Genomic DNA, 23,529 nt, shown 5'->3' with positions numbered 1-23,529 from the left:
TATTGTATACTAATATGGACGTTTTGTGTGCGAAATAATAGTTAAAAAGAATTATTTATTTACATCTATTATCTTTTTATAGTTCTATTGTTATTGTTAGTGGATTTTCAATAGAATTCCCTCTATCTATTTTCCAAAACTACCCAATATGCTAACATAAAGATAGAATTCCTAAATGGAGAAATGATGTATCAGATGTAAAAGGAGAGTTTTGATGAAGTTGTTTAAAGATGCCTCTAAGCAGGAGCATCAAAATTGGAATAAAGCTGTGTCGGTAGGTTTTTATATACTTTTACTCCTGCTGTTTGTGAATACATTGATGTATGCCTATAATGGTGCTGAGTTAGTATCGTCACTCTCGATGTTTTGGACAGGGATTATTGTGACGTTTGGCTATCAGTTTATTTTAAATCGAAAAAGTGAGAAGAAATGAAAAAACAGCCTTGGCATCGTTCAGAAAAATTTCTGATGCTGCTGTGTTTTTTTGCGCCACCCATTGGCTATGTGGCGGTGATTGTGAATAGGAAAAAGCTAAGCCGAGAACAGTGGCTGAGTAACTTAACAGTAGCGACTATTATAATGTCCATATGGCTGCTGAAGTTTTTACCCCATCAGTGGGGAACGATTATTTTACTAACGGGAGCCGGAATCTATTGGTATCACCGAATGTTAAAGAAGTTTAAGAAGTAGCAGCAGAGATAAAGAAAGTTAAATTTTACGCATTGATATTTTGAAAAAAGAAGTTAAAATATTATAGTAATACAAATTTGTTCTACCCATGTAAATAAAAGTATTTATTTGCTGTGTTTTATAATTTAGTTAAGAATAGAGCCAACCAAAACGGTTGGTTTTTTGCATGAGTTCATTCTTTTTTTGTGGAAATTGAAGAATAGTATCCGATGTAAAGCTAGAGCATATAGACAGGTTTTAAAACTTTCGGAGCAGTTCTTTAAACAGGAGGCCATCACTAGTGTCGATAAAGAAAAAGTTATCCGTATTCTTTACTTTGCTGGTATTGTGTATTCTACTAGCGAATAATACCTTGCACTACATTCGATCAAAAAATAGATTAATAGAATTTAACAAAAAAGAAATCACGCTGGTAACAGAGGAAATTGCGTACGAAGTCGAAAACTCCAAAAATAGTGCTTCTTATATGGAAAATCGAATGGCACAGGAATTAAGAACGGCCTCGATTGCGATTCAGGATTCTTTGCCTGCTGATTACCATGACGTCAGCAATGACCAGTTAAAGCGACTGGCTAAAAAACTGATGATATCTCACATTACATTATTAGCTCCTGCAGGAGATGATATTATAGGCGTAAAATCTTCTGACCCTAAGGAAATCAATATGTCTACAAAAGAGTGGGGCTATTGGTATACATCTTTTCAGCAGTTGCTTTCTCAGCAGCCGATTACTACCAAAAAAGGAGTGACTCTACCTCACTTTTGGAGCGGTCCCATTGAAGTAGCCTCTAGCAACCCTAATCACATTGACAAGTGGGGCTATTATTACGACGGGTCTACTAATTATATTATTGATCCTTATTTCCGTGATCGGCACGTACTGGATTTTGAAAAAAGGTTCGGTCCTACGAACGTGATGAACCGCTTTACAGAAAATCTGGAAGGCGTTCTTGAACTAACCGTTTTTAACCCCAAAAATTTCGGGAAAAGAAATCAAAACGTATACTTAAACGGCAATAAATATATTAAAATAAAAGATCAGCCGATTTGGTACGGAACATACTCGTATCGAAATACTGAACGTGATAAAACGTCCATTCAAAAGGTCTTAAAAACGGGAAAATCACAAAGCTATCTTGCTGAAATTAATCATAAAAAAGTATTAAAGACATTGGTACCGATTAAAGAAAAAAACACTCCAGCTTATGTAATAGGCGTAGTGTATGACTACGGACTTATTGAAAAAGAACTGCAGCAAGAACTAATCAAACATTTACTGCTGTCTCTTCCGTTTATCTTTATTGTCCTTATTATCAGCTTTGTCTTCTCTACATCCATTACGCGGCCAATTAAACATATTATGGAGCACGTAAATCAAATCGCCAAAGGCAATTTTGGCAAGGTGCTGAATGTAAGAAGAAAAGATGAGCTGGGAGGACTCGTAGCAAACATCAACCACCTTTCTCACTTTTTAAAAACATATGTAGACGATTTAAAGAAAAGTCAGGAAGAAAGTGAGTATCATGCGTACCACGACTTTTTGACAGGATTGCCAAACAGAAGATATTTTAAAGAAGAATTAAACAGGTGCTTAATTGAGTCGAAGGAAAAGTCCATTCGTCACGTAGCCGTGTTATTTATGGATATAGACCGGTTTAAAGATATTAATGATACGCTAGGGCATTCAAAAGGAGATCAGCTTATACAGCTGATAGCCAACCGTATTAAAGAGTGTCTGCCTCCTGCTAACAATTTTCTTACAAGGCAAGGAGGAGACGAGTTTGTTATTTTATTCAGCGATTTTACACCGGAAGAAGTTGAAGGTATTACCGAGAAGATCATGGCGTATGTTCAACAGCCCTGCTATATTGACAGTGATGAAGTTTTCGTCAGTATCAGCAGCGGATTAAGCTTTTATCCGGAGCACTCTACGAATTTGGACACGCTTATTACGTATGCAGATGTCGCCATGTATGCTTCAAAAAGACAAGGCGGCAGTAAAGTAAGTATTTATCATGATTCATTAAATCAAAAACAAGCTGAAAAAGTTCACATCGAAACGCGCTTGCGAAAAGCGATTCAAAAAGGTGACATTGATGTTTACTACCAGCCGAAAATAGAAGCAAAGCGCAATGTAATCACCGGCGTAGAAGCATTAGTTCGCTGGAATGACGCAGAGCTTGGATTTGTTTCTCCGGAAGTATTTATCCCTATAGCAGAAGAAGCTGGTTTGATTCAGTCTCTATGGGAAGTTGTCATGAAGAAAGCTTGTTCTCAAGTCAGTAAATGGAACAAGGACCGAAACGAAAAAATGACGCTAGCAGTTAACTTTTCTCCGCGGCAATTCCAGGATCCGATTGTGTTGGTTAAGGAAATACAGCAATTTCTTTCCCTCCATAGATTTGATCCTACATGGTTTGAAATGGAAATTACGGAAAGTACATTGCTGATGAACGCGGAAGAAACGATTAAAGCTTTACATCTGTTAAAGAAATATGGTATATCAATTTCTATCGATGATTTTGGAACCGGATATTCTTCATTGAGTTATTTGAAAAAACTACCAATCGATTGTTTGAAAATCGACCGGTCTTTTATCCAAGATATTCAAGAAGATTACAGCAACAGTGAAATTGCGCAGGCAATTATCAGCTTATCTCAAAGCTTAAAGCTGCAGGTAATCGCAGAAGGTGTAGAAGAAGAATATCAAAAAGCATTTTTAATGAAAAATGGCTGTGATCATATGCAGGGGTACTTATTTAGCAAGCCTCTTGCTGCAGAAGATTTTGAAGCAGCATTTTTAAATAGCTGAAGCAAAACCATCATTTGAAAATAAACTTACTAAGAAAAGGGAAGAGGAAATAAAAAGATGGCACTTAGTACACAAAATTTAATTGCTCAAAAATTTTTAGAAACAGTAGGCACGAATTCAACTGAAATAGATAAAAAAATCGGTCAAGCTGACACATTTATGAATGCGGTGAAAGAACTGATTGATTTATGCGGAGATAACCCGGAAAGAGACGGTCTTGAAGAGACGCCGTACCGCGTGTTAAAGGCATTTTTAGAATACACGGAAGGCTACCGAGAAGATCCGAAAGCTCATTTGGAAAAGACATTTGATGTGAATCACAATGAATTGGTGTTAATACGAGACATTGAATTTCACTCAATGTGTGAACATCACTTTGCGCCGTTCTTTGGCGTTGCTCACGTTGGGTATATACCGGATAAAAAAATTACAGGTTTATCTAAAATCGCTCGTACGGTAGAAGGATATGCAAAGAGATTTCAAGTTCAAGAGCGTCTAACAAATGAAATTGCAGATGCAATCGAAGAAGTGTTAGAGCCGAAAGGGGTTATGGTGATTATTGAAGCGAAGCATATGTGCATGTGCGGAAGAGGAATTAAAAAGTCTTCAGCTTCTACAGCCACTTCATCCGTTCGAGGCACATTTATGGAAAAACCAGAGGTTCGAGGAGAATTTTTATCTCTTTTACAGCGACAAATGTAAAGAAACAAAAAGCCATATAAGCTGAGAAGCAGAAGCGAGGTGAGCTGTATGCAACATGTTGACGTACTGATTATTGGCGGAGGACCCGCTGGTATCTCTGCTGCCGTGTGGTGTAAAAGACTAGGCGTTGAGTGCTTGCTTCTTGAAGAACAGGCACAGTTAGGCGGACAGCTGTTTACTATTTATAATGAAATTATTGATTATCCCGGAATACAAGCGGAAAATGGAATTGAAATGCAGCGTAAAATGGTTCAGCATTTTATCGATATGGACTGCTTATATGAAGCGAATACAAAAGTAATTTCCATTGACGAATGTTCTAAAACAGTAAAAGTAAAGCAGCAAGAAACAGAAAAAGAAATTGGCTATACGTATCTTATTTTAGCAACGGGTTCTAGTCAGCGAAAGCTCGGAGTGCCGGGTGAGCAGCAAATGATGGACCGAGGAGAAGTATATTCTGCCTCAGCAGACGGAGAACGGCTAACAGGTAAAAGGGTTGCTCTCATTGGCGGAGGAGACCGAGCTTTTGAAGGAGCACATCTTTTAGCATCACAAGCAAAAGAAGTATATCTGATTCATCGTTCTACGCATTTTAAAGCAAGAGAGCAATACGTTGAAAAAGTGCTTTCCGACCCCGGTGTTAAAGTGATGACAGATACCGAAGTGACGGCTATCCACGGAAAGCATCACGTCACATCGATTGATTTAAAAAGTAAAAACAGTGAATGTAAGAACCTATCAGTAGACGCAGTACTGATTAGACTAGGCGTAGCGCCCAATGTTGAACTTATTAAAGAAAAAGTCACCACTACACAAAGCGGGCTCATCGTCATCAATGAAGTGCATCAAAGCAGCGACCCAGCTATTTATGCAATTGGAGACGCGTGCACGAATCCCTTGTTTTCTAGTATCAGCTCTTCAGCCGGTCAAGGATCGATTGTAGCCAAGCATGTATCGAGCCTTTTGAAAAAGTCATAAGATAAAAAAGCATCTATCAAATTGATAGATGCTTTTTTACGTAATGTAGTAGAAAAAACATAGCAGAAGTGTATTCACAGGCAGACAAATCGTTTGGAAAAAAGCAGTGTAGTTTTTAGGCACGGAGCTGATTCTTTTTACTAGAATACACTCGGTAATGAAATTAAAAAGAATCATGATAGAAGCGACTATTATATACGCCCAGACGTTCTGCTGAAACAAACGAGTAAAAAGAGGCGAGAAAAGAAGCAGAAAAGCAGCGGTTTGAAAAGAACCTCTAGAAAATAAGTCGAATTTTTTAGCACTTTGAGTCACGCTATCCCTCCTTTATATGTTTTATTTTACCAAACTAAAAAGACTTTAAAAATGGTTTCAGTTATTTTTACCTGAGATGTTCCTTATTTGGGGAAAGTAGGGTGAAATATATGTCAAATATAGCTTATAATAATATAAAAGAAATAGATAAAAGGAGGCGCCATGAGATCTTGCCGGATAAAAACACGGAGAAGGAGCAGTCGATCATGATGATGAAACATCTTGATCGTTTGAATACGCAGCTTTTAAAAGAATACAGTGAAGGAATTTTTTTTATTAACTGTGAAGGCGATATCATGTTTAGCAACGAAGCAGCCTTCAAGCTAACAGGAAATGAACACAAAGAAAAAAGCCAGCAGCTGACATCTCTTATACATAAGTCGAAACAACAGCAGGCACAAAATTTCTTTCAACGTGCTTTACAAGGGGAAAAAGTTCAGTTTTCGACAACGATTAATCACAACACAAAAAAAGAACTTCATTTATATATTACGCTTATTCCTATTATCATAAGTGAACAAGTAGCGGGAGTCTACGCCGTGTGCCGAGATGATTCAAAAGAACAGGAGCGCTCCAATCACATTTCTCAATTAGAAACACATTTGAAAATGGAGCAAAAGCTTGCGAATGTAGGAAGCTGGTATTACGACGTGCGGGAAGATAAAAGCTATTGGTCACCTCAGCTGTATAATATTTACGGATTAAACCCTAATCAGCTCTTTACTCCTTCTTTAAAAGAAGTTCTTCAATTTATCAACGGTTGTGATCAAAAAAGGTTAGAAAAAGCAGTTATGGAGGCACTTTCAACGGGAGAAAGCTATACAATTGAATACACGCTGATGCGGCCAAACGGTGAAGAACGTACGGTATTTGAGCAAGCGGATGCACTAATAAATGAGCAAGGAAACATCGTACAGCTGATCGGCGTTGTGCACGATATTACCGAATCGAAAGTAATTACGAACGAATTAAAGCAAAAAGAACAGCAGTTTCAAACGATTTATAACAATTTGGATGCTGGAATATGGTCCGTTAATGTGCAAAGCAATGAAATGATTGTCTGCTCTAGTGGTGTTAGCGACATTTACGGAGAAGATGCGGCTAAACTTTTAGGAAATAGAGATCTGTGGAAAAGCTTTATTCATCCAGAAGATAAACCAGCTGTGGCAAAAGCGCAGCATCAGCTGCAAAAAGGAAAAACAATTCGTCATCAGTATCGGATTTACACACAAACGGGAGAAATGAAGTGGGTAAAAGATCGATGCATTCCAACGCTTGATGAGAACGGTAAGCTGGTACGCATAGACGGCATTGTTGAAGATATTACCGCAGAAAAAAAGTACATGGATCAAGTTGAATATCTTGCAACTCATGATCATGTGACAAACTTACCGAATCGAAGAAAGTTTGAAAGAGAATTAAAAAATTTCATTCGGCAAATGAAAAAAGAAAAAGATTCATTAGCGGTCTTTTATGTAGGACTGAATCGCTTTAAACATATTAATGACACATTAGGGCACGACGTAGGCGATCGCCTGCTGCAGCGTATCGCCAATCGGTTGAAAAAGTTCGTTACGCCAGATGTGATGCTAGCTAGAGCAGGAGAAGACGAGCTTGCGATTTGTTTTTTATCTCTTGCACATATCAATGAATGTCAAAAGCTAGCTGCTGCTCTTTTTCAAGAAATTGAAAAAGAAATTACCATTGACGACTTTTCTCTGTACGTCACAGCCAGTATAGGAATCAGCGTCTACCCGCATGACGGTGAAGATGTGAAGATGCTGCTAACGAATGCCAACCTTGCTATGCGCCGTGAAAAAGAAGTCGGGCGAAGCGACTGGCAGCTGTATTCTCCGTTAATGGGCAGCGAGACGTATAAAAGCTATCATCTGGAAAAAGGACTGCGCAACGCACTTCTTCAAGATGAGTTTTTTATTGAATATCAGCCAAAGGTTCATACAAACAGCAGAGAGATTGATAGTATCGAAGCATTAATTCGCTGGAATCATCCGGAATGGGGACGCGTATCACCGGAAGACTTTATTCCATTAGCAGAAGAAACTCATTTAATTATTGAACTCGGCGACTGGGTAATTGATCATGTGTGCAAGCAGCTGCAGCAGTGGAAAAATCAAGGATTACAAACCGTGCCCGTTTCGATTAACGTTTCGTCTAAACATTTGCTGAAACGAGGATTTGTAGAGCACGTTCAACAAACGCTAGCCCGTTACAACATCGACCCTTCATTCATTGAATTTGAAGTGACGGAAAGCTCTATTATTCAGTATGAAGAACACGTAAAAAAAGTCATGGACGAATTAAAGAAAATTGGCGTAACGTTTGCATTAGATGATTTTGGCACTGGCTTTTCTTCGTTATCACATTTAAAAGACTTCGAATTTAACACGTTAAAAATCGACAAAACGTTTATTCAACACGCTACTGATAAAGGAAAGCAACAGGCTATTACACAAAGCATTTTGTATTTAGCGAATGCCCTTAACATGAAAGTGATCGCAGAAGGCGTTGAAACAACAGAACAGCTGGCTTTTTTACAAAAGCACGCATGTTCATTTATTCAAGGATATATTGTCAGTCAACCAGCGGCTCATCAAAAAACCGCAGAATATTTAAAAATGCGATTTTTATAAAAAAAGTGATGTCTCGTTGAGACATCACTTTTTTAAGCTTGAATATGTTTTCGAAGCGTCTAAATTTGATGAACCATTTATTGGACTTGATATACACAGGGAGATGGGATGCAGTAAAGTGATGATTGATAAATGATAGTCGTGAAAGTTATAAAATAGAATATATAGTTAAATTAAATATGTTAAAAATTCTGACAAAAGTGAAGACAAAGAAAAAGTTATCGATTATAATAGAAGAATAATGAATGATAGTCATTCATTACTTCTGTTGTTTTTTATGAATTTCCATTACATTAACCATAAATGAATGATAGTCATTCATTTATTTATGTGCATCAAAATAGAAGGGGGCGTTTATGAGAATTATATCAGTTGAATGGGGGAAACAAGATGGAAGGTAAGCCAAGTGCTACATTTGTTCGTACGCTAACGCTTCGATCACTTGTCATTTTAGGCCTTGCATATATGGCTCCAATGACGGTGTTTACTACATATGGAGTTGTGTCTCAAACTACGCATGGCATGGTTTCTATGGCGTATGTCCTTGCTCTTGCAGCGATGCTATTTACCGCATACAGCTACGGGCATATGGCGAAAAAATATCCTTTATCAGGCTCTGCCTATACGTATACTCAAAAGTCTATAAGTCCTCACATAGGATTTCTCGTCGGCTGGTCTGTGCTTTTAGATTATCTTTTTTTACCAATGATTAACTTTTTGTTAGCGGGAACTTTTTTATCAGCTGCGTTTCCGTCTATTCCATCATCTCTTTGGATTCTACTTTTTATTGTTATCATCACTTGTATAAACGTGTTTGGTATTCAAATGACAGCAAAAGTGAACGGAATACTTGTTCTTTTTCAATTTCTTGTAACAGCTCTATTTGTTATCTTATCGATTAAGAAAATGATAGAAGGAGAAAGTGATCTTTTGTTCTTTTCTTCTTTACAGCTTTTCGGCTCAGAGGATTCTTTTTCTTTTGTTCTTGCAGGAGCTTCGATTCTTTGTTTATCTTTCCTTGGATTTGATGCTGTGACTACACTGTCTGAAGAAACAGTTGATCCAAAGAAAAATGTACCAAAGGCTATTTTTCTCGTAGCATTTATAGGAGGAATACTTTTTATACTTGTTTCCTACATTACTCAGCTTGTTTATCCAAACTATCATTCATTTAAAGTTGTAGATTCAGCTTCGTTTGAAATAGCAGCTTATATTGGAGGAACGCTCTTTTCATCCGTTTTTCTTGCCGGAATTATTACTTCAACGATTGCATCAGGAATTTCTTCACACGCCAGTGCTTCACGGCTGCTTTATGCAATGGGCAGAGAATCCATGCTGCCTAAAAGACTGTTTGCATATATACATCCAAAATATAAAACACCATCGCGAAACGTTGTATTTATTGGGTTACTTTCATTAAGTGCACTTGCAATGGACGTCGTTACAGCTGCTTCCTTTATCAATTTTGGAGCGCTAATTGCATTTACATTTGTGAATATCTCCGTTATCTTTCACTATTATATCCGCGGAAAACAAAGAGATGTTAAGGGCACATGCCGTTATTTAATCAGTCCTATTCTTGGGGCAGCCTTTACAATTTGGCTATGGACAAGCTTAGATATAAAATCTATTTCGTTAGGGAGCATTTGGGTTGTTATAGGCTTTATTTATCTAGTATACAAGACGTCGTTTTTTACAAAAGCACCGCCGCAATTTACTTTTGATGAAAAAACAGAGCCTAACCAGCTCAAAACCGAACATATATCTTGATGAAGTACGTTAGTAATTATCTGAAATTTCTAACATAAAAGGAGAGATTAAAATGAAAGAAACAGTAAAAGTTGGTCTTATTCAAGTTAAGTGTGAAGAAAGCGTGGAAGCTAATATTAACTACACGTTCACAAAAATTAAAGAAGCCGCAGCAAATGGAGCTCAAATTATTTGTCTACAAGAACTATTTAATGCTCAGTATTTCCCTCAAAGTGTGTCACCGGTAGGATATGAGCTGGCTATACCAGCAGAGAGCTCCGTATTAAAAGAAATGGCAGACCTTGCAGCAGACTTGAAAGTTGTGCTGATTGTACCTTTTTATGAAAAAGCCGCTAGAGGCGTTTATTTTAATAGTGCAGCCGTATTCGACGCAGACGGAACTTGCTTAGGAATTACAAGAAAGAACCACATTCCTGACGGGCCGAACTATCACGAAAAATATTATTTTGTTCCAGGAAATACGGGATATCCTGTATATGAAACGCAATATGGAACAATCGGAGTAGGAATTTGCTGGGATGAGTGGTTCCCAGAAGTAGCACGAATTTTATCGCTGCAAGGAGCGGATATTCTCTTTTATCCTTCTGCTATTGGTTCAGAGCCTGATCATCCTGAAATTTCAACTCGTCCCGCATGGGAAAAAGCTATTTCAGCACATGGTATTTCAAATGGCGTTTTTGTTGCTGCGGTGAACCGGGTAGGAACGGAAAAAGAGATGACCTTTTACGGAGGAAGCTTTGTAAGCAATCCAATGGGAGAAATTCTACAATCTTTAACGGATGAAGAAGGAATTTTGATTCAAGAAGTTGACTTAAAAGAAATTGATTCAACACGTAATTTACTTCAGTTTATGCGTGACAGAAGACCAGATACGTACGAATTATTATTAAAAAAAGAAGCATTCCGCACACCTTCAAATGTATAAGTTTGATTTCTAGTATAAAAAGAAAGGAGAAAAACAGAATGGTACATAAAACAGGCTGGATTTGGGATGAACGATTTTTACGCCATGACACCGGCAAGATTCAGTATGTATTTGAAGGTGGAGAAACAGTAGAGCCTTGTGACGAGTTTGAAAACAAGCATCGAATGAATGTGATCAAAGAAATGATTGAAAAAAGCGGCTTAGCACATCACTTAGTTAGACAATCACCTTATGAAGCATCGGAGGAAGATTTACGTCGGGTTCATACTAAAAAACATATCCAGCATGTCCAAAAAGCATGTAAAGCGGGAACAAGGGAGATTGGACCTGAAGCTTATGCATCTTCTGAAACGGAAGGGATTGCGAGGCTATCCGCAGGTGCCGTTATGAAAGCAGTAGATACCGTGATGGAAAGTGAAACGACAAAAAAAGTCTATGCTCAAATACGTCCGCCAGGGCATCATGCGTCTTCAGACCAAGCAATGGGCTTTTGTTTTTATAACAATGTGGCTGTAGGCGCTGCCTATGCAATTGAACATTACGGGTTAAAAAGAGTTGTTATCTTGGATTGGGATGTTCATCACGGAAACGGAACGCAAGACATCTTTTATGAACGCGACGACGTACTTGTTATTTCTATTCATGAAGAAGATTATTTTCCATTGGAATCCGGCCAGGTACATGAAATCGGACAAGGAAAAGGGGAAGGATATAATATAAATATACCAGTGCCTCCCCTGACTGGAGATGAAGGTTATCAATATGTATTCGAATCTATCATCGCACCAGCTATTAGCCAATTTGAGCCTGAGCTTATCATAATATCAGCGGGCCAAGATGCAAATGCTTTGGATCCTATTTCTCGTTTAATGGTGACAAGAGAAGGGTTTAAATATATGGCAAACAAAATGAGAGAATTAGCAGAATCATATTGCGAAGGAAGACTTATTGTAGCACAAGAAGGAGGGTATAACCTAGCATACCTCCCGATTGCAACCATGGGAGTTATTGAAGGGCTTACCGGTGTAGATGTGAACTGGAAAGATCCGCATGTTTTACCGCAAAGAAAAACACCACCTGCTTTATTCGAAGCAGTAGATAACGTTATAAACTATCAGAAAAGGTTTTGGGAGTTTGCTGGGAAGGAAAGCTTTTGTTGAAGTAAGCTTATTTAAGCATTAATATGTTAGGGCCAAATAAATAAAACCACAGATAAAAAAGAGTCCCCATAATGGAGACTCTTTTAAACTATCAATTAACGTAACAATTGAAGTACGTTCTGCGGTTGTTGGTTAGCTTGACCCAACATAGCTTGAGAAGCTTGAGATAGAATAGAGTTCTTTGTTTGTTCCATCATCTCCTTCGCCATGTCAGTATCCCTTATGCGAGACTCTGCAGCTGTTAAGTTTTCAGAAGATGTGCTTAGATTGTTAATTGTGTGGTCTAAGCGATTTTGATAAGCACCTAGCTTTGAACGTTCACTTGATACTTTATCAATAGCACTTTGGATTACAGTAACGGCATTTCCTGCTTTAGCAGCTGAAGTCACATCAAGAGCCTTTTCACTGGCTTCGCCATTTGCTCCATCGTTAACTGTATTGTTACTAGTGAAGTTGGCACCATCACCTACGATTCCAAGAGCTGCTGCTCTCATATCAGAAAATTCAAGAGTCATTGTTTGGTTCGCATTAGCACCAATTTGTGAAGTGAAAGATGACTTCGCTCCTTGAGCCGCTGAGAATGTTTGGGTTTCAGTAGCTGAAGTAGTTATACTAGCGCTTGTGTCAGATACCGTAGGTGCTGTAGCTGATTCTTTACCCGCTTTTTGAGTCAATGTGATAACGTTAGTATCAGCATCAACTGCTACATTGTATTTTGCTGAAAGCGTTTCATCTGCCTCAATTAAATCTTTTAATCCATTGGCTTGGTCAGCTACACTTCCACTATTAAATGTTCCTGCATCAGCATCCGTAGTAGAACCAGCAGTAAACTGTCGACCATCGATAGTAATCTTCTCACCGTCTGAGAATGCACCGCTAATGTCTAACGTGTACGCACCAGCTTGTGCAGACGTTGCATCTGATGTTGAACCGCCCGTAGCGTTTAATAGTTTTTGATTGTTGAACTCTGTAGTATTACCAATACGGTTAACCTCAGAAGTTAATTGGTTCATCTCTTTTTGGATTTCTCCACGGTCTGACTCAGTATTTGAATCATTTCCAGCCTGTACTGCTAGTTCACGCATACGTTGAAGAATGTTAGTTGTTTCTCCTAAAGCACCCTCAGCTGTTTGAATCATAGAAATAGAATCTTGTGCGTTTTTACCTGCTTGGTCTAACCCACGGATTTGTCCACGCATTTTTTCAGAGATTGCAAGACCCGCTGCATCATCAGCTGCACTGTTAATACGTAAACCTGATGATAGTTTCTCCATTGATTTAGCTTGAGCGTTGTTAGCGCTGTTAAGTTTTCCATACGTGTTTAAAGCTGTAATGTTGTGATTAATCCTCATTTTCCTTACCTCCGTATAATAAGTTTTACTTCTTGGCTTACATCCTTGTATGCAAGAAGTGTCCCGCTTTAAGACGGGATAAAAGCAATTGAACATCTTTGGGAAATATGTTCATACTATATATCGACTGAGAGGAAAGGTTGTTTATACTTTCCATTAATTTATTAAATAAAAAATTCTTGCGTGTATAAAAAGAAAAACCAGTTCGCTAAACGAACTGGTTTTTAGCATTAATGCGTAGCCCCACCCGAAACCATAATATCCTCTTTAACCAAAATTGTCGTCTTCACCACGCTAAGCAGTCCCTCCACAATCAAATCCAGAGACATACTCGCTTTCCCCTGATGATTCACAGCTTGTTCAGGAAGATAGGGAATATGAACAAATCCACCTTTAATACAACAGTTTTGAATCATGTTCATGAGTCCGTAAAACACGTGGTTACAGACAAAGGTTCCAGCAGTTTGAGAGACGCTGCTTGGAATGCCTGCTTGGCGCAGGTTTTCGACAGCTGCTTTAATTGGCAGTGTCGAAAAGTATGCGGCAGGGCCGTTTTCAATAATAGGGCGATCAATTGGCTGCTGGCCGATGTTGTCAGGAATCCGCGCGTCGTCTACGTTAATGGCAACGCGTTCGACCGTAATTCCTTCCCGGCCGCCTGCTTGTCCAACGCAAATGACGATAGAAGGGCTAATTTCTTCTATATACGTATGAAGCTTTGCGATTGATTCGCCAAACACGGTAGGAAGAGGCTTAGCAATAATGTGATAATCTTCAACAGTTACGCCGTCTAAAGCTTTAACAGCTTCTAAAGACGGATTAATGCTTTCACCTTCAAATGGTTCAAATCCAGTTAGTAATACAGTTGTCATTCTATTACTCTCCTTTAAAAGTGATATACAAGGTAGTACATTAATAGCGTATTTACTACAAACACGGATAAAGCAATCGGTACTTGCGCTTTAATCACGGCGTTTTTGTCTTTTAATTCAAGCAGCATAGCAGGTACGATGTTAAAGTTGGCTGCCATCGGCGTAAGAAGCGTGCCGCAGTACCCAGCAAACATGCCGAGCGCTGCCATAATGGCTGGATTTCCTCCGTGCATATGTACAATAAGCGGAAGTCCAATACCTCCCGTGATAACGGCAAACGCAGCAAAGGCATTTCCCATTACAATCGTAAATAGTAGCATTCCTAAGCAATATGCAAGAACAGCAACAAACGCATAGTTAGTTGGAAGCACGTCACTCACAATATCTGAAACGACTGTTCCAACGCCTGATTTTGAAAAAATACCGCCAAGAGCTGCCAGCATTTGCGGTAAAATAACTGCCCAGCCGACTGCTTGAAGCAAGCGGCTTCCTTCTTTAACAGGCACGTCCATTTTTGCTTTAGTAACGCCCATTGAAGCGATAAACGCAATGACGGCTGCGATTGCCAATGAAATTAACGTGACTTTTTCTGGATCAATTAACGCCCAGTTTCCAAACTTAATTTTGCCAAAGAGAAGGGTACCAATAATCGTAAAAATAGGAATAAATAAAGCCGGTAAAAAGATTTTGTTTTTTAATCTTTGCGCGTGAGCTACTCGTTCTGCAGCAGGTGTTTCTGCTTCATTGGATTTAGTCACCCGGTTAAAGGAAGCCAGCAGCACCATGATAATGACCAAGCACCCTATATAAAAAGGCGGAATGACGTTACCAAATAAAAACGTAATGGAAAACAGCGCCCAGAATAGAGAAGATCCTAAACGATTAGGATGGTTGTGGTCGCGTGCGATTCGAATCGCGATAAAAGCGACAATAATACCGAGTAAGTAGTAAATCGTATCAAGCGTAAGGATGCTTTTCATTTAACCCGCCTCCGTCTTTGAAGATGATGTTGGTTTGTGCTTCGTCATTTTTTTGTGAATACGTCGGTCTAGCTGACGGAAACGAATCGCGCTTATCAGCAGCGCTGCGATGGCTGTTGGAATACCCCAAAGCGCCATATCCCAGACGTCGACATGAATCCCTACAGAGTCAAAAAATCCTTTCATTAAAAGAATTCCACCCGTTGCGATAAAGATATCTTCTCCGAAAAACCAGCCCGTATTTTCAGCTGCGGCTGCGTGGGCTCGAATATCTTCTTTTACTTTAGGAGGAAGCTCTCCGTATTTAGCACGAGCTGCGCCTTCAGACATAGGTGCCACTAACGGACGCACGGATTGAGCGTGTCCTCCAATATTTAAGCCAACTGCGGCTGAGATTTCACGGATAAAAAGATATATAAGTAAAACATTTCCAGAAGAAGCGTTTTTTGCTTTTTTAATCAGCACTTCCGCTTGTTCTTTCAGCCCGTATTTCTCTAACACGCCAAAGATAGGAAGAGTAAGTAAAATAGCCATAGACATATAGCGGTTATCTACAAAAAACTGTCCAAACATCGTGATTACTTCATGCAATGATAAACCTGATACAAGGCCCGTCACGATGCCTGCAACGGTCACAACAAGCAGTGTATTTAAACGAAATAGAAATCCCACTGCCACTAGCAAAACTCCAATTAATTTCAACATAAAAAATCCCCCTTGAGTATGTATAGACCGTGCTGCAAATTCACCTCTTTTGTTTTCCCAGAAAAACAAAGATGTTTCGAGTATAAACAATTCTGAAAATTAAAACAAGATAGTTAAGACATAAAATAGTTTGATTAATGAAATAAATGAACAAGAAAAAAGCTTTGGAATATAAAATTCCAAAGCTTTTTCTAAACCCAATACCTGGGATACTGCCGATCTTGAAATAAATTGTTATAGGCAGTAGAAATCAATACGACCACACACGCACAAATCATAATAATACCTAAGTATCCCCAGCCTGCTTGAGTATTAATTGCGACAATCGCGCTAGCTGCAGCGGGAGGGTGAACGGTTTTTGTAAGAATCATTAAAATAAGAACAAAAGCAAGCACAATCGCAATCGTAATTAGACTTCGATGAAATAAGCTCCAAATAATAAGTGCGGAAACTGTCGCAAGCAAGTGCCCTCCCAGCACGTGGCGCGGCTGTGATAAAGGACCTTTGTGCGCCCCGAAAACAAGCACGCAGCTCGCGCCAATCGGAGCAAGCGCCATTGGATAACCAAGGGCCAGTGCAATCGCGCTGCTGATGATAATTGCAATTAAGCCTCCGATAGAAGAAACGACTGCATCTCTATAATTGATTTTCGGTTCTTCTTTTAGTTCTCCTTTCATCTTTTTAGCATAAGAGCTTAAGTAAGACAGAAAGGGGCTTTTTGTTTGAGCAAAACTTTTTTCAATCTGCATTTCTTCTTTCCTTTCTCCTTTGTAAGTAAAAGTTGTTTGTCAAGTTGTATGTCAGAACATCTGCTATATTAAGTTAGTTTATAAGAAAACAAGGATTACTGGAAGAGGAAAAATGTCTTTTTTTATTGGAAATACTTTTTATGAACGAAAAAAGGCGGGATAAGGGGGAAAAGGGTCTCTATGTGCAGTAAGAGCAGGAGAAATGTATAATAGACTTAGAGGTGACTAAATTATGTATCTAGTAGACTACCATCATCACACGAACAATTCATTTGATTCTCAGGCAGTCATGAAAGAAGTGTGCGAACAAGCTGTGAAAAACGGCATAAACGAAATTTGTTTTACCGAGCACTTTTCATTAAATCCATTAGCGCCAACGTACGGTCATATGGATTTTGATAAATATGAACAAGAACTAGCGGAATGCAGAAATCAGTTTCAAGATCAGCTAGTGATTAAAAAAGGAATTGAAATTTGTGAGCCGCACTATTTAAAAGAGAAGTATCAAAAAACAATGGAGCAGGAGAACTTTGATTTTATTTTAGGTTCGGTGCATAACATTAATAACATCAAGCTTCGCAAACATTTGGAGCTGAACGATAAAGAATCAATTTACCGCGCTTATTTTAATGAAATGTATAAGCTAGTAAGCGAAGCGGATATTGATGTGTTGGCTCATTTAGATTTAATGAAGCGCTATGCGTTTGAGCAGTACGGCATTTACGACTTTCAGCAATTTAAAGATGTTCTTGCGGAGATTTTGAAAAAAGCCATTGATCGCAATATTGGAATCGAAATTAACACTTCAGGTATAAGAGGGAAGCTGGGCGAAGCGCTTCCGGCACTTGAAGTTGTTGGGCTGTACCGCGATTTGGGCGGAGAAATTCTAACGATTGGATCTGATTCGCACTTTGCTGAAACGGTAGGAGCACATATGAAAGAAGCAGTTGAAATGGCGAAACAGTGCGGATTTACGCAGATTTATACGTTTGATCAACGCAAGCCAAAAGGAATTCGTATTTAATAGAAGTGGATTTTACTTTCTTCTAGAATAATAATAACTGTAAAAAGCACGCTCTAATCTGAGCGTGCTTTTTAAATTTACTGCTGCTTGAACTCCGATAAAAATTTCCGGACTTCTTCGACGGTCAGCCCTAGCCTGCGAGCTGATTCCATAAGGCTTATCCATTCTTGATCAACTGACAGTACATTTTCTTTTTTCATTACGACTCATCCACCCTTTGCCAGGGAACCCAGCCGTCGTAGCCAAAAGCGGCCTTAGACCTGAAGCTTTGCGTCACTATTTTTCAATAGTTTTGCCCTTATCTGGATAATTTGTAATAGTGTTCTTAGTATACAGTTATTTTACAAGATAAAATTTGTAAAAGGTGTCGAAATAGGTCGATTGTCATAAAAAAATTAAAAGTCAGATAATAAATGCATTATTTGGTTTTGCGAAACTTCAAATAATACTGAAATTCAATAAATTCTTCTTTGGTCATGCCGTCTCGAATAGCTCGTTCAATTAAATAAAGCCATTCTTGGTTGAGACTTGGCTTTGAAGTTAGAGCTGGACGGCTGATATCGCCTTCAATTAATTCATCGATTGTTGTATGAAGAGAAGAAGCAATTTTATCAAGCATTTGAAGAGAAGGGTTATTATTTAACCCTTTTTCTAAATGAGATAAATACGATTTTGAAATACTAGCTTCTTCAGCTAAGCGTGTAATAGAATAGCCTTTTTTTAATCGCAAATTTTTAATCTTTTCTCCTATCACTTCAGTTCATCCTCTTTTTATTGTGTTTTTTGTTCATTATAACGTATAAAAACGGTTTGTGACCGTTTTTTTATCAAAAATGTTCTTTATAAAGAATCATTTAACGCTTTTTATTATGAGACATATTAACCAATTTACGCCCAGTTCATATAACCGGTGCACAATAAAAACAGAAAACATTGAACAGGAGAGATAAACATGACTTGGAAAAACGAATGGACAAAGTGGATTACGCACAGCGAGCTGCCAAGTCAATTGAAAAAACAAATGAGTGAAATGACCAAAAGTGAACGAGAAGATGCCTTTTACAAACAGCTTGAATTTGGCACAGGAGGAATGAGAGGCGAGCTTGGTGCGGGGCCGAATCGTATGAATATCTATACCATTCGAAAAGTCACGGCTGGACTTGCTAAATACATCGAAGAAAACGGAACAGAAGCTAAAAAACGAGGAGTCGTGATTGCGTATGATTCCCGTCAGGGTTCAGCAAAATTTGCTTTAGAAGCAGCTAAAACACTAGGAGCTTACGGAATTAAAAGCTATGTATTTCAAGAGATGCGTCCAACACCAGAACTATCATTTGCCGTCCGTTATCTTCGTGCTTGGGCTGGCATTATGATTACAGCGAGTCACAACCCCGCAGAATACAATGGCTATAAAGTATATGGAGAAGACGGAGCACAGCTTCCTCCTAGAGGGGCGGATATTATCGTCATGCATATGAATAAAATCGAAAATGAACTGCTGCTGAAAGTAAAAGATGAACGTGAACTTCTGAGCCTAAATCTAGTAAGCTATATGGGAGAAAACCTGGATCAAGTGTATCTTGATTACGTAAAAGGCCTTCAGCTAAACAACGATGGGGTAAAAATAAACCTGCATATTGTTTATACGCCGCTTCACGGTACGGGACAAACACTTGTGCCGCAAGCACTTCAAAACGCCGGGTTTCAGTACATCACAATTGTGAACGAGCAAAAAAATCCCGATTCTAACTTTTTAACTCTTTCATCTCCTAATCCAGAAGAAGCACAGGCTTTTCAGCTAGCAATTCAGTATGGAAAAGAAAAAGCTGCGGATTTATTGCTTGCTATAGATCCAGATGCTGACCGGTTAGGAGTGGCAGTGAAAAATAACAGCGGTGAATACGTTCTATTAACAGGAAATCAAATGGGCGCTTTATTGCTGTATTATATGCTGTCACAGAAACAAGAAAAGGGAGTACTTCCAGATAACAGCGTAATCCTTAAAACAATTGTCACATCAGAATTAGGACGTGCAATCGAAGAAGATTGCGGTGTACAAACAGTCGATACGCTAACTGGCTTTAAATACATTGCAGAAAAAATAGAAGAATATAAAAGAGAAGGAACGAAAACGTTTCAATTCGGCTACGAAGAAAGCTATGGCTATTTAATCGGTGACTTTGTTCGGGATAAAGATGCCGTGCAGGCAGCGGTGATGATTGCTGAAGCTGCGGCTTATTATAAGCAGCAAGGAATGACGCTTTATGATGGACTAACTCAACTTTATGAAACATACGGCTATTACAAAGAGTCTCTTACTTCTTTCACTTTAAAAGGAAAGGACGGAGCAGAACAAATCAGCCGTATCGTGAACAGGTTCCGTGGGCACCCTCTGACAGAAATAGCAGGTGCGGCAGTCGAGAAAATAGAAGACTATCAAAGCAGAAAAAGAACTAACTTGCTTACCGCTCAGCAAGAAAGGATGAACTTGCCTTCATCCAACGTACTGAAATTTTGGCTGCAAGACGGCTCTTGGTTTGCCATTCGTCCGTCGGGCACAGAGCCAAAAGTGAAGTTTTATTTTGGGGTGAAGAAAGGAACGTATCCGGAGAGCGAAGAGCGGTTGAAAGAAGTGAAAACAAGTGTTATGAATACAGTGAAAGAGATATAGCTTAATACAAAAAAGCATTGATACATATCAATGCTTTTTTCATTTAGTCCTGCTCAAAGAAATATTTTAAATGAAATTTGCTAAAAAGATTGGAAATTGTCGAAAGTCTGCCGATATAACGAAGGAAAACAGAAAATTAGACAAGGAGACAAGTAGACAGAATGAAAAAGATTTTACCTGTTTTACTGATGCTAAGTTTACTGATCGTGTTATATAGTGCTGCAGTAGTGCCTGTACAGGCAGCCGAAACAGAGCCAACGGTATCGGTGAAATTAAAAAATTATTTAGGCAATCAATCCAGTATTAAAATTAAACCATCGCAGTCCTATACGATTGCAGACAGCAAAGTAACGCTTCAAGCTAATACAGAGTATGAAGTAAAAGTAGCGGGGAGCAAAGTCAACTTACTGCATAACCAAGAAGTGCTTGGTGAATTTGACAGCTTTACTGCTAAACCTTCTACATACGAAGCCTTCCTTTCTATTAATAACCGAAACTATCTAGGAAACGTGCAGTTTACAAACGAAAGCAGCAAATATGTCAGACCCATTAATACCCTCCCTATGGAAGACTATTTAAAAGGCGTTGTTCCAAAAGAAGTGTATACGTCTTGGCATAGTGACGCATTAAAATCTCAGGCTGTTGCCGCAAGAACATATGCATTAAGCTATGCCAGTAACACAATTGATGATACAACGAAGTATCAAGTATACGGAGGATATGAATGGTATAACAGCACCAACAGCGCAGTTGATGAAACGTTCGGAAAAGTATTAAAGTACAACGGTGCGTTAATTAACGCTGTGTTTTCTTCAAGTAACGGCGGAATTATTGAATCCGACTACAATGCGTGGGGAAAAGCTTCTCATCCTTACTTTCAAGTAAAAACTGATCCGTACGATCCTCAAACAAAGTGGTCAGTAACAATTCAAAAACAGCAAATTAACCTATCTACAAAAGACTTGAAAAACCCAGATGCTTGGTGGAGTCAAACAAAAGAAGCAGATGAAAAAATTGCAGGCAAAATTAAAGCGCAAATGCAGACGGAGACTCAATTTAAAGGAAAAGACATTAAGATTGTGGGCATTTCTAAAGTTAACCTTTATCAACCAACATCAGGTCAACGTATGAGCAAAGGAGATATCAGCGTAACCTACGTGATGAAAGGTGAAGTAGACCAAGACAACAAGCTTGCGGTTAAAACGTGGAGCCGAGTCGGGGACAAGGCAGATAACATTCGATTTATGCTTGACGGCATCCGCTTTAAAAGCCTGATAGTTACTAATCAAAAGGCAGATACTCAAACCATTACTATTGAAGGAAAAGGAAATGGACATGGAGTCGGCTTGAGCCAATTCGGAGCGAATGCGATGGCTGCTCAAGGAAAATCATATACGGATATACTGAGCTTTTACTATCCGGGAGTAAGCTTAGTCTCTCACTACACGGATAAATACCCTCGAATCACGGTTCCAGAGCCAGCTCAAGTGAATCCAATCAAGGCTGGTGACAGCAAACTATCAGGAACAGCGGAGCCGAACTCGATCATTTACGTAAAAGTATGGCCGGATACGATTGCGACAGGAAAAACAGATGCTGCAGGAAACTTTTCGTTTGACGTGCCAAAACAACAAGCAGGAACGATGCTTCACGTACTAGTCAGAGGTCAAGGCGGTTACAGTACGTATACAAAAATTTATGTACAGTCTGATTCATCCCCTGAAGCAGCAAAAGTAAATGAGTTAAATGAAGGCGATACAAACCTAACGGGAACAGCGGAGCCAAATTCGACTATTTACGTAAAAGTATGGCCGGATACGATTGCGACGGGAAAAACGGATAATGCAGGAAACTTTTCGATTACAATTCCAAAGCAGCCGGCGGGCAAACAGCTTCACGTATTAGTAAAAGGCCAAGGCGGCTATAGTACTTATACAAAACTATTTGTGCAAACGGATCAGGCTCCTGAAGCAGCAAAAGTTAATGCTGTTTCAAGCCAGGATACCAAACTTACAGGAAGTGCGGAGCCAAACTCAACAATTTATGTAAAAGTGTGGCCGGATATCATTGCGACGGGAAAAACAGATAACGGAGGAAATTTTTCTATCACGGTGCCAAAGCAAAAAGCCGGGACACTTCTGCATGTGTTAGTGAAAGCCCAAGGCGGCTACAGCACGTATACGAAAGTGACGGTAAAATAAAAGGATATGATATTTTCAGCATAAGAAAAAAGCATGCCAGAGGCATGCTTTTTTTTACTTTGATACTCTTACATTCGTTCTTCTCGCCCGATATAACAAATATAAAGCAATGGCTGCACCTAGTGAATCAACAGCTACATCTATAATCCGACCATCTCGGCCGATAATAAACGCCTGATGCACTTCATCTATAAATGCAAACGCAGCTACACACAGCCATGCTTTTATGTAACGATAGCTCTGCTTTTTTAAATTCCAGTAAAAAAGTAGGCCTAGCATGCCGAAAAAAGAAAGGTGGGCAATTTTTCGCACAATGAACTCAACGTTAAAGCCGTAGCTGTAGGCTGTGAAAAATTCACTGCCAGGGTGCAGTACAGACCAAAGCGTAGCGCTGTGATCCCAAACGGATGGATTCGTCCAGCTAGAAGGATCCATTACCTCTAAATGCGGAGTGTGGGAGAACTTTGAAATAGATAATAGCAAAAGAACTAATAACACACGTTTTAAAATCATAAAAAAACTCTTTTCTCTACAAAATTTTCACTTAATGATAAAAAAAGATGGTGAAAAATGCAAGGAATTAGTTAGAGTACATGACTTTATTGAGTCTTATTAACTACAAATTAATTAGGTTAAAATGACTGTTTATTGAGTTTATTTCCGACAAAAAAGCAACAATGAAGGCAATGGTTGCGTTTTCAATATAACGAACAAAAAATCATATTTTTATCAGAAATTTAAAAATAAATAATTCTCTAGGCTCAATAAATACAAGGGTTTCGCTGATAGAATAGGTTGTGTGGAATCAATTGGAATAAAATTCTTTTAAATGAAAATAGATCTAATTATTATAAAAAATTAGTATATAATTATAACGTTTATCACGATAAGAAAAGACTATTTCAGATACAAAAAACGTCATAATAAGAAGAAATTTAGTCATTTGATAATTTTCGACAAAATAAGACATTG

Annotated in this window: 21 protein-coding genes and 1 riboswitch; of the genes, 12 read left to right on the top strand and 9 right to left on the bottom strand. The window is 38.7% G+C overall.

Going from position 1 to position 23,529, the window contains the following annotated elements:
- Positions 1-214: 214 nt before the first annotated feature.
- The 5 genes from AC0KUU_RS14860 to AC0KUU_RS14840 all read left to right on the top strand — a co-directional run bounded on the left by AC0KUU_RS14860 (position 215) and on the right by AC0KUU_RS14840 (position 5,182).
- Positions 215-433 (top strand): hypothetical protein, encoded by a 219-nt coding sequence (locus AC0KUU_RS14860; protein WP_098333728.1) that lies wholly within the window; start codon positions 215-217, stop codon positions 431-433.
- Complete coding sequence (locus AC0KUU_RS14855) at positions 430-690, top strand: hypothetical protein (RefSeq protein WP_165575479.1); 261 nt, start codon at positions 430-432, stop codon at positions 688-690. The genes AC0KUU_RS14860 and AC0KUU_RS14855 overlap by 4 nt, the downstream gene beginning before the upstream one ends.
- Before the next feature lie 280 nt (positions 691-970).
- On the top strand, positions 971-3,502 hold the full coding sequence (locus AC0KUU_RS14850; RefSeq protein WP_340597948.1) for an EAL domain-containing protein: 2,532 nt from the start codon (positions 971-973) through the stop codon (positions 3,500-3,502).
- Positions 3,503-3,559: 57 nt separating this feature from the next.
- Positions 3,560-4,204 (top strand): GTP cyclohydrolase I FolE, encoded by a 645-nt coding sequence (folE, locus tag AC0KUU_RS14845; protein WP_025749591.1) that lies wholly within the window; start codon positions 3,560-3,562, stop codon positions 4,202-4,204.
- A gap of 48 nt (positions 4,205-4,252) precedes the next feature.
- On the top strand, positions 4,253-5,182 hold the full coding sequence (locus AC0KUU_RS14840; protein WP_340597946.1) for an NAD(P)/FAD-dependent oxidoreductase: 930 nt from the start codon (positions 4,253-4,255) through the stop codon (positions 5,180-5,182).
- Positions 5,183-5,218: 36 nt separating this feature from the next.
- On the opposite strand, the gene AC0KUU_RS14835 is transcribed toward AC0KUU_RS14840, so the two are convergent.
- Positions 5,219-5,497, bottom strand: a complete 279-nt coding sequence (locus tag AC0KUU_RS14835) for a hypothetical protein (RefSeq protein ID WP_043979929.1) — start codon at positions 5,495-5,497, stop codon at positions 5,219-5,221.
- 206 nt (positions 5,498-5,703) lie between these two features.
- Between AC0KUU_RS14835 and AC0KUU_RS14830 the strand changes: the two genes are divergently transcribed.
- The 4 genes from AC0KUU_RS14830 (at position 5,704) to AC0KUU_RS14815 (ending at position 12,003) form a co-directional block, all read left to right on the top strand.
- A complete protein-coding gene (locus AC0KUU_RS14830; RefSeq protein WP_340597944.1) occupies positions 5,704-8,148 on the top strand; it encodes a sensor domain-containing protein in 2,445 nt (814 codons plus the stop codon).
- A 390-nt stretch (positions 8,149-8,538) separates the two neighbouring features.
- Entirely contained in the window at positions 8,539-9,918 is a 1,380-nt protein-coding gene (locus tag AC0KUU_RS14825; protein WP_340597943.1) for an APC family permease, read from the top strand.
- Between the two features lie 52 nt (positions 9,919-9,970).
- Entirely contained in the window at positions 9,971-10,843 is an 873-nt protein-coding gene (locus AC0KUU_RS14820; RefSeq protein WP_340597941.1) for a carbon-nitrogen hydrolase, read from the top strand.
- Positions 10,844-10,881: 38 nt separating this feature from the next.
- Complete coding sequence (locus AC0KUU_RS14815) at positions 10,882-12,003, top strand: class II histone deacetylase (protein WP_340597939.1); 1,122 nt, start codon at positions 10,882-10,884, stop codon at positions 12,001-12,003.
- A 95-nt stretch (positions 12,004-12,098) separates the two neighbouring features.
- Here the strand turns inward: AC0KUU_RS14815 and AC0KUU_RS14810 are convergent, their stop codons facing one another.
- The 5 genes from AC0KUU_RS14810 to AC0KUU_RS14790 form a co-directional block, all read right to left on the bottom strand.
- Positions 12,099-13,355 (bottom strand): flagellin N-terminal helical domain-containing protein, encoded by a 1,257-nt coding sequence (locus tag AC0KUU_RS14810; protein WP_340597937.1) that lies wholly within the window; start codon positions 13,353-13,355, stop codon positions 12,099-12,101.
- Positions 13,356-13,585: 230 nt separating this feature from the next.
- Positions 13,586-14,227, bottom strand: a complete 642-nt coding sequence (gene pcp / locus AC0KUU_RS14805; RefSeq protein ID WP_340597935.1) for a pyroglutamyl-peptidase I — start codon at positions 14,225-14,227, stop codon at positions 13,586-13,588.
- A 14-nt stretch (positions 14,228-14,241) separates the two neighbouring features.
- On the bottom strand, positions 14,242-15,207 hold the full coding sequence (locus tag AC0KUU_RS14800; protein ID WP_340597933.1) for a DUF979 domain-containing protein: 966 nt from the start codon (positions 15,205-15,207) through the stop codon (positions 14,242-14,244).
- A complete protein-coding gene (locus AC0KUU_RS14795; RefSeq protein ID WP_230183738.1) occupies positions 15,208-15,912 on the bottom strand; it encodes a DUF969 domain-containing protein in 705 nt (234 codons plus the stop codon).
- A 191-nt stretch (positions 15,913-16,103) separates the two neighbouring features.
- Positions 16,104-16,661 (bottom strand): HPP family protein, encoded by a 558-nt coding sequence (locus AC0KUU_RS14790; protein ID WP_034653823.1) that lies wholly within the window; start codon positions 16,659-16,661, stop codon positions 16,104-16,106.
- 232 nt (positions 16,662-16,893) lie between these two features.
- On the opposite strand from AC0KUU_RS14790, the gene AC0KUU_RS14785 reads away from it, so the two are divergent.
- Positions 16,894-17,685 (top strand): histidinol-phosphatase HisJ family protein, encoded by a 792-nt coding sequence (locus AC0KUU_RS14785; RefSeq protein ID WP_340597930.1) that lies wholly within the window; start codon positions 16,894-16,896, stop codon positions 17,683-17,685.
- Positions 17,686-17,762: 77 nt separating this feature from the next.
- Here AC0KUU_RS14785 and sinI read toward each other — a convergent pair whose 3' ends face one another.
- Both sinI and AC0KUU_RS14775 read right to left on the bottom strand, forming a co-directional pair.
- Complete coding sequence (sinI, locus tag AC0KUU_RS14780; protein ID WP_340597928.1) at positions 17,763-17,885, bottom strand: DNA-binding anti-repressor SinI; 123 nt, start codon at positions 17,883-17,885, stop codon at positions 17,763-17,765.
- A 20-nt stretch (positions 17,886-17,905) separates the two neighbouring features.
- A riboswitch (cyclic di-GMP riboswitch) is annotated at positions 17,906-17,992 on the bottom strand.
- Between the two features lie 111 nt (positions 17,993-18,103).
- Positions 18,104-18,439, bottom strand: coding sequence for a helix-turn-helix domain-containing protein (locus AC0KUU_RS14775; protein WP_340597926.1), 336 nt, complete (start codon positions 18,437-18,439; stop codon positions 18,104-18,106).
- Positions 18,440-18,637: 198 nt separating this feature from the next.
- Here AC0KUU_RS14775 and AC0KUU_RS14770 point away from each other — a divergent pair, with 198 nt between their 5' ends.
- Both AC0KUU_RS14770 and AC0KUU_RS14765 read left to right on the top strand, forming a co-directional pair.
- Positions 18,638-20,356: a phospho-sugar mutase gene (locus AC0KUU_RS14770; RefSeq protein ID WP_340597923.1), complete on the top strand. Its 1,719-nt coding sequence runs from the start codon at positions 18,638-18,640 to the stop codon at positions 20,354-20,356.
- A 161-nt stretch (positions 20,357-20,517) separates the two neighbouring features.
- Positions 20,518-22,557 carry a SpoIID/LytB domain-containing protein gene (locus AC0KUU_RS14765; protein WP_340597921.1) on the top strand — a complete coding sequence of 680 codons (2,040 nt, stop codon included), beginning with the start codon at positions 20,518-20,520 and terminating at the stop codon, positions 22,555-22,557.
- A 54-nt stretch (positions 22,558-22,611) separates the two neighbouring features.
- On the opposite strand, the gene AC0KUU_RS14760 is transcribed toward AC0KUU_RS14765, so the two are convergent.
- Positions 22,612-23,070, bottom strand: a complete 459-nt coding sequence (locus AC0KUU_RS14760) for a VanZ family protein (protein WP_340597919.1) — start codon at positions 23,068-23,070, stop codon at positions 22,612-22,614.
- Between the last annotated feature and the right edge of the window lie 459 nt (positions 23,071-23,529).

It is taken from the genome of Priestia sp. ST2, assembly GCF_055810735.1.
Note: the sequence above shows the minus strand (reverse complement) of the source record. Positions and strands in the feature narration are given on the sequence as shown.